The sequence below is a fragment of the Alcaligenes sp. AB3 genome (assembly GCF_031844565.1).
Taxonomy (GTDB): domain Bacteria; phylum Pseudomonadota; class Gammaproteobacteria; order Burkholderiales; family Burkholderiaceae_B; genus Alcaligenes; species Alcaligenes faecalis.
Window position 1 is genome coordinate 1 of the sequence record NZ_JAUZVM010000002.1, and the last position, 12,415, is coordinate 12,415.

Annotated in this window: 7 protein-coding genes; 2 read left to right on the forward strand and 5 right to left on the reverse strand. The window is 59.5% G+C overall.

All coding sequences use genetic code 11. The features are described from left to right. Positions 1-206 precede the first annotated feature (206 nt). From Q9R35_RS05050 to Q9R35_RS05065, 4 genes are all read right to left on the reverse strand, one after another. Positions 207-1,679, reverse strand: a complete 1,473-nt coding sequence (locus tag Q9R35_RS05050) for a glutamate synthase subunit beta (protein WP_045930699.1) — start codon at positions 1,677-1,679, stop codon at positions 207-209. Between the two features lie 33 nt (positions 1,680-1,712). Beyond that, on the reverse strand, positions 1,713-6,446 hold the full coding sequence (locus Q9R35_RS05055; protein ID WP_311219458.1) for a glutamate synthase-related protein: 4,734 nt from the start codon (positions 6,444-6,446) through the stop codon (positions 1,713-1,715). Positions 6,447-6,665: 219 nt separating this feature from the next. Further along, positions 6,666-7,409 (reverse strand): enoyl-CoA hydratase/isomerase family protein, encoded by a 744-nt coding sequence (locus Q9R35_RS05060; protein WP_045930700.1) that lies wholly within the window; start codon positions 7,407-7,409, stop codon positions 6,666-6,668. 13 nt (positions 7,410-7,422) lie between these two features. After that, complete coding sequence (locus tag Q9R35_RS05065) at positions 7,423-8,394, reverse strand: nitronate monooxygenase family protein (RefSeq protein WP_042488193.1); 972 nt, start codon at positions 8,392-8,394, stop codon at positions 7,423-7,425. A 246-nt stretch (positions 8,395-8,640) separates the two neighbouring features. Between Q9R35_RS05065 and Q9R35_RS05070 the strand changes: the two genes are divergently transcribed. Next, entirely contained in the window at positions 8,641-9,873 is a 1,233-nt protein-coding gene (locus tag Q9R35_RS05070) for a CaiB/BaiF CoA-transferase family protein (protein WP_311219459.1), read from the forward strand. 31 nt (positions 9,874-9,904) lie between these two features. Further along, positions 9,905-11,440 (forward strand): 3-hydroxyacyl-CoA dehydrogenase, encoded by a 1,536-nt coding sequence (locus Q9R35_RS05075; RefSeq protein ID WP_042488187.1) that lies wholly within the window; start codon positions 9,905-9,907, stop codon positions 11,438-11,440. A gap of 276 nt (positions 11,441-11,716) precedes the next feature. On the opposite strand, the gene Q9R35_RS05080 is transcribed toward Q9R35_RS05075, so the two are convergent. Continuing rightward, positions 11,717-12,319, reverse strand: coding sequence for a hypothetical protein (locus Q9R35_RS05080; protein ID WP_063689320.1), 603 nt, complete (start codon positions 12,317-12,319; stop codon positions 11,717-11,719). Positions 12,320-12,415: the final 96 nt, after the last annotated feature.

Below are 12,415 nucleotides of genomic sequence, written 5' to 3' on the forward strand. Positions count from 1 at the left end.
ACTCAAACAGCAAGGTGCTTGCATCCCTACAACAGCCCCAGACGGCGGCAAGCCCCCTGAATGCTCCAACCCAGCCTCAAGCCAGCAAGGGCTTCAGAATGGTAGCAACCAACCATCAACCACCAATAATCAACTACCAGTACATAGACGAACAGCCAGCCGTTTATCGCGGCTGGCTGTTTGCTTACTGGTGCTGCCAAGAGGACTTAGCGGGGAAGTGTCGAACTCCCCATCAAGAACTCGTCTACGGAACGGGCACACTGGCGGCCTTCGCGGATGGCCCAGACGATCAGGGACTGGCCGCGTCGCATGTCTCCGGCTGCAAAGACTTTGGCGCGGTTGGTTTGGTAGTCGTCTGTGTTGGCGGCGACGTTGCCGCGCTGGTCGGCGTCCACGGCAAAGGCTTCCAGGACTTGGCGCACGGGGGCGGTGAAGCCCATGGCCAGCAGGACCAGGTCGGCTGGGAAGGTCATTTCAGAGCCGGCGATGGGGGTCATGCTCATGCGGCCTGTTGCTGGGTCGGTTTTCCATTCCACGCGCACGGCGCGCAGTTCTTTGACTTGGCCGTTCTTGCCTTCCAGCTCTACGGTGTTGATTGCCCAGTCACGCTCGCAGCCTTCTTCGTGCGAGGACGAGGTGCGCAGCTTCATGGGCCAGTAGGGCCAGGTCAGCTCCGTGTTTTCCTGCTCGGGCGGGCGGGGCATCAGTTCGAATTGGGTGACTGATTTTGCGCCTTGGCGTGTGCTGGTGCCCACGCAGTCCGAGCCGGTATCACCGCCGCCAATCACTACGACATGCTTGCCTTGAGCGCTGATGGCGGGAGTGCCTCGCGAACCGGCAACTTGCTGGTTCTGGATGCGCAGGAAGTCCATGGCGGGATGTACACCTTGCAGCTGGCTGCCGGGGGCGTCCAGCAGGCGTGGGGTTTCGGAGCCGCCTGCCAGGATGATGGCGTCGAACTGCTGCTCAAGATCGGTAGGGGACAGTACGGTCAGCCCCGGTTCCTGGGCGGCTTGGTCTTGTGCTTGGCCTATGTAGGTAGAGGGGCAAAACTGCACGCCCTCGGCCTGCATTTGGGCGATACGGCGATCCAGCAGGTGCTTGTCCAGCTTGAAGTCGGGGATGCCGTAGCGCATCAGGCCACCAATGCGGTCGCTTTTCTCGTACACGGTGACGTCGTGGCCGACGCGTGCCAATTGCTGGGCGCTGGCCAGTCCGGCAGGGCCGGAGCCGATGACGGCCACACGTTTGCCGGTTTTATGGGTAGGCACTTGTGGCACAACCCAACCTTCTGCCCAGCCTTTGTCGATGATGGCGTGCTCGATGGATTTGATCCCCACGGGTGCGCGATCGATGTTCAGGGTACAGGCTGCCTCGCAAGGAGCGGGGCAGATACGGCCGGTGATTTCCGGAAAGTTGTTGGTGGAGTGCAGCACGTCCAGCGCTTCTTTCCACTGCTGGCGGTAAACCAGATCATTCCAGTCGGGGATGATGTTGTTGACCGGGCAGCCGTTGTGGCAGAAGGGGATGCCGCAGTCCATGCAGCGGGCAGCCTGTTGGCCTGCCTGTTCGTCGTTCAATACCTGGACAAACTCTTTCCAGTGCTTGACCCGCTTTAAAGGAGCTTCTACGGCTTCTTGCAGACGTTGAAACTCAAGAAATCCAGTCGTCTTTCCCATGATGTGTCGTTTCCTGATGGTGATGGGAAGGGTTCAGGCCGAAGCCGAACGGCGGGTTTTACTGCTTTTGGGCGCGGCTTTGCTCGCTTGCGGACCTTGCCACAATTCGCTCAATGCACGGCGGTACTCGCGTGGAATGACTTTGACGAATTGTGCGCGGGCGCTGTCCCAGTCTTTCAAAAGCTCGCGAGCCTGGAAGCTGCCCGTGGCCTTGAAGTGTTCCTGGACCAGAGTTTGCAAGATGGCATCGTCGGTCTGACGTTCGCCCTGGGCGCTACGGCTGTGCCATTGCGCCATGCTGCTGTTCATCTCTTGCTCGGCCTTGCTCAAAACGGGCTCCAGATCCACCATGCCAGGGTTGCAGCGCAGTTGCAGGCGACGTAGCGGGTCCCACACGTAGGCCACGCCACCGGACATGCCGGCTGCGAAGTTGCGGCCCACTTCACCCAGGACAACGACCGTGCCGCCCGTCATGTATTCGCACCCGTGGTCGCCTACGCCTTCTACAACTGCGCTGGCACCGGAGTTACGCACAGCAAAGCGTTCGCCGGCGACGCCGTTGAAGTAGGCTGCACCCGCCAGAGCACCATAAAGCACGGTATTGCCCACGATGATGTGGTCCGGGCCGTAGCCACGGAAGTCGTTGGGCGAGCGCACGATAATGCGGCCACCGGACAAGCCTTTGCCCACGTAGTCATTGGCTTCGCCCACCAGATCCAGGGTGATGCCCTGAGCCAGGAAAGCGCCAAAGCTCTGGCCCGCCGTGCCTTTGCATTGAATGTGCAGGCTGTCGTCAGGCAAACCTTGATGACCGTATTTCTTGGTGAATACGCCCGAGAGCATGGCACCGACGCTGCGGTTGCGGTTGCGTACGGGGGTGATGAAGGACAGTGGGGTGCCCTGATTCAGGGTGACGGCGCTGCGCTCGATCAGTTGGCGATCCAGCGTGTGTTCCAGGTCATGATCCTGGGTGGCGATCTGACGTGGCGACTCTTCGTTTTCCACTTTGTGCAGCAGGCGGGAGAAGTCCAGACCTTGTGCTTTCCAGTGTTCGATACCACTGCGCATATCCAGCCAGTCGCTGCGACCGATCAGATCGTCAAAGTGACGCACGCCCAGTTTAGCCATCAGTTCACGCACTTCTTCGGCAACAAAGAAGAAGTAGTTCACTACGTGCTCAGGCTTGCCCTTGAACTTGCGGCGCAGCACCGGATCCTGGGTGGCAACGCCAACCGGGCAGGTGTTCAGATGGCATTTGCGCATCATGATGCAGCCTTCCACGACCAGCGGGGCGGTAGCAAAGCCAAATTCATCCGCACCCAGCAAGGCGCCGATCACCACATCACGGCCGGTCTTCATCTGGCCGTCAGCCTGCACACGAATGCGGCTGCGCAAGCGGTTCAGCAACAGGGTCTGCTGAGTTTCAGCCAGGCCCAGTTCCCACGGCGTACCGGCGTGCTTGATGGAGGACAGGGGCGAGGCACCCGTACCACCGTCGTGGCCGGCAATCACAATGTGATCGGCCTTGGCTTTGGCAACACCAGCAGCCACAGTACCTACACCCACTTTGGACACCAGCTTCACCGAGATATCCGCCTGCGGGTTCACGTTTTTCAGGTCGTGAATCAGCTGGGCCAAATCTTCGATGGAGTAAATGTCGTGGTGGGGTGGGGGCGAAATCAGTCCCACACCGGGGACGGAATAACGTAGCTTGGCGATGTACTCGGACACTTTGTGGCCGGGCAATTGACCGCCTTCGCCGGGTTTGGCTCCTTGTGCCATCTTGATCTGGATTTGATCGGCACTGCACAGATACTGGGCCGACACGCCAAAGCGGCCGGACGCTACCTGCTTGATGCGCGAGCGCAGCGAATCGTTCTCTTGCAGATCAATGTCGGCAAACACGCGATCCTGGCCCAGGACGCTGGCCAAGGTATCACCCTGGCGGATGCCACTTTTACCGTGCTGCATTTCGTGCTGATAGCGCAACTCGTCCTCGCCACCTTCGCCGGTATTGGACTTGCCGCCAATCCGGTTCATGGCCACGGCCAGTACGGCATGGGCTTCGGTGGAAATCGAACCCAGCGACATGGCGCCGGTTGCAAAGCGTTTGACGATCTCGCTGGCCGGTTCTACCTCTTCCAGGGGAATGGCCCGGGCCGGGTCCAGACGCAGCTCGAACAAACCGCGCAGGGTCATATGACGGCGGCTTTGCTCGTTGATGAGCTGGGCGTATTCCTTGTAGGTGTTGTAGTTCTGGCTGCGGGTAGCGTGTTGCAGCTTGGCGATGGAGTCGGCCGTCCACATATGGTCTTCACCACGCACGCGTACTGCGTATTCGCCACCGGCTTCCAGATGGTTTTCTAGTACGGGGTCCTTACTGTAGGCGGCGCGATGCTGACGCAGCGCTTCTTCGGCCACGGTGAAGATATCAATCCCTTCTACCGGACAGGAGGTGCCCACAAAGTACTTGTCCACCAGCGAGCGCGACAGGCCGATGGTCTCGAAAATCTGCGCGCCGGTGTAGGACATGTAGGTGGAGATGCCCATTTTGGACATGACCTTGTACAAGCCCTTATTGATGGCCTTGATGTAGTAGCCCTCGGCCTGGGACGCGTCGATCTGGTTGATCGGGTCCTGGGCCAGCTGCTGCAGGCTTTCAAAAGCCAGCCAGGGGTGCATGGCTTCGGCACCATATGCACCCAGCAGGGCGAAGTGATGCACTTCACGGGCCGAGCCGGTTTCCACAACCAGACCCGTGCGGGTACGCAGGCCGATGCGGATCAGGTGCTGGTGAATGGCCGAGGTCGCCAGCAGGGCAGGGATGGCCACATGCTCGGCGTCACAACGGCGATCTGTCAGGATCAGGATGTTGTAGCCATCGCGCACGGCATCCGCCGCACGGGCGCACAGGGCGGCCACGCTGGCCTCAATGCCTTCCGGGCCCCAGGCGCTGGGGTAGACGATGTCCAGTTCCTGGCTGCGGAACTTGCCATTGCTGGCCGTTTCAATGCGCCGGATCTGGTTCATGTCAGACGGGCTCAGCACGGGCTGGGAGACTTCCAGACGCAGTGGCGGGTTGACGTTATTGATGTCCAGCAAATTAGGCTTGGGGCCAATAAAGGACACCAGCGACATCACCATCTGTTCGCGAATCGGGTCGATAGGTGGGTTGGTAACCTGGGCAAACAGCTGGCGGAAGTAGTTGTAGAAGGGCTTGGACTTGTCGGACAGCACGGCCAACGGCGCGTCGTTACCCATGGAGCCGGTGGCTTCTTCACCCTTGCTGGCCATGGGCTGCAGCACGACCTTGATGTCTTCCTGGGTCCAGCCAAAGGCTTGTTGTTGATCTAGCAGGTCGCGGTTGGCCAATTGTGGGCGTACACCGGGCACGCTGGGCAGGGAGTCCAGGCGCAAGCGCAGGCGTTCAATCCACTGCTTGTAGGGATGGGTGTTGGCCAGCTGGGACTTGATCTCGGCATCGTCAATGATGCGGCCCTGTTCCAGGTCGATCAGCAGCATCTTGCCGGGTTGCAGACGCCATTTTTTGACGATGCGGTGCTCGGGGATGGGCAGAGTACCGGCTTCAGAGGCCAGCACAATCATGTCGTCGTCGGTGATGACGTAGCGGGCCGGACGCAGGCCGTTACGATCCAGCAGCGCGCCGATTTGCAGGCCATCGGTAAAGGCGATGGCGGCGGGGCCATCCCAAGGCTCCATCTGGGCTGCGTAGTACTCGTAGAAGGCGCGACGGCTTTCATCCATCTCGGCGTGCTGTTCCCAGGCCTCCGGCATCATGATCATCATGGCGTGCGGCAAGGAATAGCCAGCCATCACCAGCAGTTCCAGACAGTTGTCGAAGGTGGCCGTGTCGGACTGGCCTTCGTACACGATGGGGTAGAGCTTTTGCAGGTCCGAGCCCAGCACGGCCGATTCCATGGCGCCTTCACGGGCACGCAGCCAGTTGAAGTTGCCCTGTACCGTGTTGATCTCGCCGTTGTGGGCGATCAGGCGGTACGGGTGGGCCAGAGGCCAGGCAGGGAAGGTGTTGGTGGAAAAGCGCTGATGCACCAGAGCCAGTGCGGAACAGGCACGAGGGTCGGCCAGATCGCGGTAGTAGCGGCCAACCTGGTCAGCCAGCAGCAAGCCCTTGTAGACGATGGTGCGCACCGAGGCCGAGGTCACAAAGTATTCCTGGCCGTGGGCCAATGCCATGCGGTAGATGGCGTGGCTGGCAGTCTTGCGGATGACGTACAGCTTGCGCTCCAGCGCGTCGGGCACCATCACATCCGGGCCGCGGCCAATGAACAGCTGGCGAATCACCGGCTCGTTGGCCTTGACGGTGGGCGACATGGGCATGGTGCTGTCCACAGGCACGTCGCGCCAGCCCAGCATGTGCTGGCCTTCGGCACGTACCGCACGCTCCAGCTCCTGCTCACAGGCCAGGCGGGAGGCGGTTTCCTTGGGCAGGAACACCATGGCCACGCCGTACTCGCCAGGGGGCGGCAGGGTCACGCCCTGGGCGGCCATTTCTTCGCGGTACAACTGGTCGGGGATCTGGATCAGAATGCCTGCACCGTCGCCCATCAAGGGGTCTGCGCCTACAGCGCCGCGGTGATCAAGGTTTTCCAGGATTTTGAGGCCTTGGGTGATGATGGCGTGGCTCGCCTGGCCTTTGATGTGTGCGATAAATCCGACGCCGCAGGCGTCGTGTTCATTAGCGGGGAGGTACAAGCCTTGGGCTTGGGGGGGACAGGAGTGTGTCATGGGCGTATCCGCAAAGAACGTGTTAAAGCGGTGCATTTGTTGCAGCGCAAAAAATAAAATACAGCGATTTTTTTTTTGCACGCAAGAAATTTTTGCGAATACGGTAAAAAAAATTAGGGACCTGCTCTCACAGGCCCCTTATCACCCCCCTGAACGGGGTGCACTGTGGCAAGATCGCTGCACATGCGGGTTTGCGCAGAAATCAGGCCTGATGAACGGCTATTTGCCGCTGCGATTCTGGCTCATTTGGCCCAGAATTTGCAGAGCTTCTTCACCTTCAAGCAGTTTGGAAAACAGCTTGCGTTCGCGCTCCAGAACATCCAGCAACACTTCGCGCTGGGGCTCACGTAGCAAACGCTTGCTGGTGCGTAGGGCAATGGGAGGCTGCTCGGACAGCGCGTGAGCGCAGGCACGGGCGGCTTCCAGGCTGTTGCCGTGGTCGGTCAGTTCAGTGAGCAGGCCGTCTTCCATGGCCTGCTCGGCACTGAAGGCTTGTGACAGCAGCAGCCATTCGTTGGCACGGCGAGGCCCCACGTACTGGGCCAGCAGGTGGCTGGATGCGCCCTCCGGGCACAGGCCCAGGGCCGTGAAAGGCATGCGCAAGCGCGCGTCACGGGCCGCGTACACAAAGTCCGCATGCAGCAGCAAGGTCACGCCGATACCCACAGCGTGGCCTTCTACGGCCACGATCAATGGGATGTCGGCTTTGACCAGACTGCGCAGGAATTTGATCGGCGGCGGCATGTCGTTGTTGCGCACATTGGACAGCTCCGAGATGTCGTTGCCGGCACAGAAATGCTCGCCCGCGCCGGTCAGAATCAGGGCACGATATTTCTGATTCTGATCGGCCTGGTCGATGATGTCGGCCAGCTCTTCGTACATGGGGCCGGTCAAGGCATTGCGTCGTTCCGGACGATCCAGAATGACTTCCAGCCAATGGCCCGCGTCATGAGTCCGTATCATGGCGTGCTCCTGTTCAGGCGAAAGGGGAGGCCAGCAGTGCTGCCTTGGCTTCCTGATATTCGCGGTGCAGACGGGCCACGATGTCGGCAGTAGGTTCTACCGAATCAATGCCACCAATGCCTTGGCCAGCGCCCCAGATGTCGCGCCAGGCTTTGCTCATGCCCGAACCAAAGGCGGTATCGGCCGTTTTTTCCGCATCCAGCTTGTCCGGGTCCAGGCCGGCAGCGCGGATACTGTCCTTCAGGTAGTTGCCAGGGATGCCGGTAAACAGCGGCGTGTAGACGATATCGGCAGCACGGCCCTTGACGATCATGTTCTTGTAATCGTCCGAGGCATTGGCTTCGGTACTGGCAATGAAGCGGGTGCCGATGTAGGCCATGTCGGCCCCCATGGCTTGGGCGGCCAGAATGTCGCGACCCCGGCTCATGGCGCCGGACAGGGCAATCGGGCCATCAAAAATCTGACGAATTTCGTTGACCAGTACAAAGGGGCTCAAGGTACCGGCGTGACCACCTGCACCGGCTGCCACCACGATCAGCCCATCCACACCGGCTTCCAGGGCTTTTTCGGCGTGACGCAAGGTGGTCACATCGTGGAAAACCTTGCCGCCCCAGGCGTGCACATGCGGCACGATGTCCTGCGGGGCACGCAGGCTGGTAATTACCAGCGGCACCTTGTGGTCGGCGCATACCCGCAGATCCTGCTCCAGGCGGTCGTTGGACTGGTGGATGATGTGGTTGATGGCATAGGGGGCGATGCGGCGCTCGGGGTGGCGCTCGCGCAGTTCGGCCAGGGTGTCGTCGATCTCGTCCAGCCAATCCTTGAGCTTTTCCTGGGGGCGGGCGTTCAAGGCGGGGACGGAACCGATAATGCCGCTGGCGCATTGCGCAATCACCAGGGCGGGGTTCGAAACAATAAACATGGGCGCTGCCATTACAGGCAGGGTCATAGATTGATAAAGCTGCTGCGTTAATGCCGATGGCATAAGGTCGGTCTCCTGTTATCGAAAGAAGTGCCCTGCCTCTTGAAGGGGCGGGGTCCTGCAAGGAAGATCTGCCGCTGATAATCTATCGTCACCTATTCTAGGACGGTTTATCGTCGCCCGGCTTGGTGCGCCGCACAAATTCCTCCGGGCCCGAAAATGACCATGGTTTGAGCACTTTTTTCTGTCCGTAGACCGGACTAAGAAGACGTAGTGCACAATAAGCGACTTGAAGGATTTTTGTTTGCTATGACCACGACTGAACGAAAAGCGCCCTTGGCGGGATTGCGTGTTCTGGACTTGACGCGCGTGCTGGCCGGGCCCTGGTGTACTCAAAACCTGGCTGATCTGGGTGCGGAAGTCATCAAGGTCGAACGTCCCGGTGCGGGAGATGACACCCGGGGCTGGGGGCCGCCTTATCTGCAGGATGGTCACAGAGCGGACACGGAAGATGCGGCCTATTTTGGGGCCGCTAACCGCAATAAAGAATCCATCACCCTGGATATAGGCACTGCACAAGGCGCAGATGTGGTGCGTCAACTGGTCAGTCGCTGCGATATCCTGGTGGAAAACTTCAAGGTTGGTGGTCTGAAAAAGTACGGGCTGGATTATGAAAGCCTGCGAGCCATCAACCCGGCCCTGATTTATTGTTCGATTACCGGATTTGGGCAGACTGGCCCCTATGCAAGTCGTCCAGGATATGACTTCATGATCCAGGGGCTGGGTGGCTTGATGTCACTGACTGGTGAGCCAAGAGGCGAACCGCAAAAAGCGGGGGTGGCCGTGGCCGATGTCATGACCGGCATGTACGCCACGGTGGCCGTACTGGCCGCGGTGGTGGAACGCCATCGTAGTGGCCTGGGCCAGCATCTGGATATTGCCTTGCTGGATTGCCAGGTGGCCATGATGGCCAATCAGAACATGAATTACTTGTGTACCGGGCAGGCGCCACAGCGGCCCGGTAATGCACATCAGAATCTGGTGCCCTATCAGGTCTTTGAGGCCAGTGACGGGCATTTGATTGTGGCGGTGGGTAACGATGCCCAATTTCGCAGTTTTGCGCAGGAACTGGGTCACCCCGAGTGGGCGGATGATCCCCGTTTTGCGCGCAATGCCGGACGCGTCATGCACAGGGACGAACTGGTGCCCCTGCTGGCGCAGGTCATGTTGAGCCGGACGCGTGATAGCTGGTTGCAGGCGTTGGAAGCCGTGGGTATTCCAGCCGGGCCCATCAATACGATGGAACAGGTTTATCAGGACCCGCAGGTGTTGGCGCGTGGTTTGCGCCTGGACTTGCCGACCGGGCAGGGTGGCAGGCTGCCTTCGGTGGCCAGCCCTTTGCGTTTGTCGGCTACGCCGGTGCAGTATCGCAGTGCGCCCCCGCGTTTGGGTGAACACACCCGCGAGGTCCTGGCGCGAGTGCTGGAGCTGTCGCCCGACCAGGTAGAGGTCTTGGTGTCTGGCTCCGCTGACCAGGCTTAATTTTTATTGCTTTTCGATCAGGTTGTGAATCATGAAACAGATACAAACCATCGCTATTGTTGGCGCAGGAGCTATGGGACGGGGCATTGCCCAGATTGCTGCCCAGGCTGGCAAGCAGGTCTTGCTGTATGACCTGAATGCGGACTCGGTCAAGGCTGCTTTGGCCGACGTGCATGCCGTTTGGAGCCGTCTGCAAGAAAAAGGCCGCATGACGGCTGAACAGGTGGACGCGGCCAAAGCGTGCCTGCAAACCGCCAGCGACCTGCAAGCCTTGGCCCCTGCTGATCTGGTAGTGGAAGCCATTGTGGAGCGTCTGGACGTCAAGCAAGGCTTGCTGCAGCAGTTGGAAGAGATTGTGTCGGCCGATTGCGTGCTGGCCTCCAATACCTCTTCGCTGTCCATTACCGCCATTGCCCAAGCCTGCCGCCACCCCGAGCGTGTGGCTGGTTATCACTTCTTTAACCCCGTGCCCCTGATGAAAGTGGTTGAGGTGATTGATGGCCTGCGCACCTCGCCTGAAGTGGGTGATGCCCTGATGCAAGTGTCACGCGATATGGGCCATACGCCCGTGCGTGCCAAGGACATGCCTGGCTTTATCGTGAATCACGCTGGTCGCGGCATGAACATCGAGGGCCTGAAAATCGCCCAGGAATGTGTGGCTCCTTTCTACCAGATCGACGCCATCATGCGCGAGCAGGCCGGTTTCCGCATGGGCCCTTTCGAGCTGCTGGATCTGACCGCGCTGGATGTATCTCACCCGGTGATGGAATCCATTTACCGCCAGTTCTACGACGAGCCTCGCTTCCGTCCTTCGCCCATCACGGCAGTGCGTCATGCGGGCAAGCTGTTTGGCCGCAAGAATGGTGAAGGCTTCTATAAGTATGAAGATGGCAAGAAACAGCTTCCTCAAGAGCCTGCCGTGCCTGCCGTGACTTCTTTTGCACCTGTGTGGGTCTCGCCTTACCACGAGCAAGGTCAGGCTCGCGCGCTGCAATTGCTGAACGAGCTGGGTGTGAAAGTGGTGGAGGGCGACCAGCCACCGGCTGATGCGCTGATTCTATTGACGCCTTACGGTGAAGACGTGGCGACTTTGGTGTCCCTGCATGGCCTGGACCCTGCCCGTACCGTGGCGCTGGATACCTTGTTCGGTCTGGAAAAAGGCCGCCGCCGTGTACTGATGTGTTCGGCTGCAACCACGCCCGAATGGCGCGACCAGGCCTGGGCCATGCTGGCCAGCGATGGTACGGCTGTCAGTGTGATTGAGGATTCCGCTGGTTTTGTGGCCCAGCGTTTGGTGGCCACCATTGTGAACATCGCCAGCGATATCGCTCAGCAGCAGATTGCGACACCGTCTGACATCGACGCTGCGGTGCGTCTGGGTCTGGGTTACCCGCATAATGGTCCGCTGTCCATGGGCGATGCCGTCGGCTCGCGGGATTTGCTGGATGTGTTGAACACGCTGCAAGCCGTCACGGGTGATATGCGCTACCGCGCCAGCCCTTGGCTGCAACGCCGTGTGCAATTGGGCATGTCCTTGACGGCCTTGGCGCAGTGCAAGGCGCAGTAAAAGACGTCTCAGATTGCTCTCCTGGGCGCTTTATGAGGCTTTAAAGCGTGTTCTAGGGGTAGATCAGCCAACCAGGCTATGAGTAGGCCTGAGTCCGGGATGACACCGGACTCAGGCTTTTTTATTGTCAGAAGGGAGCTGCAGGAGGAGTTGTTGTTCGGGCAGCTCCTGGTGCTAAGGCTATGGCGAATCCCGCCTACATATAAAAGACAGCCTAAATCAGGTGCTAAAGAAACGGATGCTGGGACCGGGCTTAGGGTCCAAGGAGAGCAGGACTCACTTCTGTGTTTTCGCCGCAGGTATTTTCACCGAGGCCAGGTCCGGATATAGCTCGATCAGTTCTGGCAGCAGCGCATCTTCACTGAGCGGGATGATGAAAATCGTCTTGCCATCTACGCTGGCCAATGTGGGATAGCTAAGCTCAAAGGTTTTGCCGTCTTTCTTGAAGGTACGGCTGTAGTTCAGTACGGCGTAGTCGCGACCAGTGCTGGTTTTACCGAACTGTGCGGTATTCACGTCGTAGTGGCCAGACAGAATCTGTACGGGCTGATGCTCATCCATAGAGCGGCCCAGCCGGATCAGTTCGGCAATGGTCTCTGTATAGTCCTTGCCCATCGCTTGTGACATTTTCTGGATCTTTCGTGGTGACTGAAACTGCAGAATCGTTTTCAGATCCCTGTCCATGGTGGCTTGCAGCAGCGTGTGCATGGCTTTGTCCAGACTATCCCGATTCAGGACGCTAGTGGCCTGTGCTGCGTTCTGAGTGGCTGCCGTTGCCGACTCATTGGCGAAGGCCTGGGCCGACGGCAAGATCAAAACGGCCAGGGCCGACAGGATGCCCGTAACGGCCAGACGAGCAGGGGAAGGAAGGCGTGTCATGGTAAGTGCCCGCAACTGTTTGATGGCGGCGGAGTGCAGTGATCCGAGGGTTCGATTGTAGGGGGCAGTTCCTGCCTCAGTCATCTGCAAACAGCC

Excerpts from the sequence above, each read along its gene's own strand:
- Q9R35_RS05050 (WP_045930699.1), bottom strand. The coding sequence starts at position 1,679 with ATGGGAAAGACGACTGGATTTCTTGAGTTTCAACGTCTGCAAGAAGCC.
- Q9R35_RS05055 (WP_311219458.1), bottom strand. The coding sequence starts at position 6,446 with ATGACACACTCCTGTCCCCCCCAAGCCCAAGGCTTGTACCTCCCCGCT.
- Q9R35_RS05060 (WP_045930700.1), bottom strand. The coding sequence starts at position 7,409 with ATGATACGGACTCATGACGCGGGCCATTGGCTGGAAGTCATTCTGGAT.
- Q9R35_RS05065 (WP_042488193.1), bottom strand. The coding sequence starts at position 8,394 with ATGCCATCGGCATTAACGCAGCAGCTTTATCAATCTATGACCCTGCCT.
- Q9R35_RS05070 (WP_311219459.1), top strand. The coding sequence starts at position 8,641 with ATGACCACGACTGAACGAAAAGCGCCCTTGGCGGGATTGCGTGTTCTG.
- Q9R35_RS05075 (WP_042488187.1), top strand. The coding sequence starts at position 9,905 with ATGAAACAGATACAAACCATCGCTATTGTTGGCGCAGGAGCTATGGGA.
- Q9R35_RS05080 (WP_063689320.1), bottom strand. The coding sequence starts at position 12,319 with ATGACACGCCTTCCTTCCCCTGCTCGTCTGGCCGTTACGGGCATCCTG.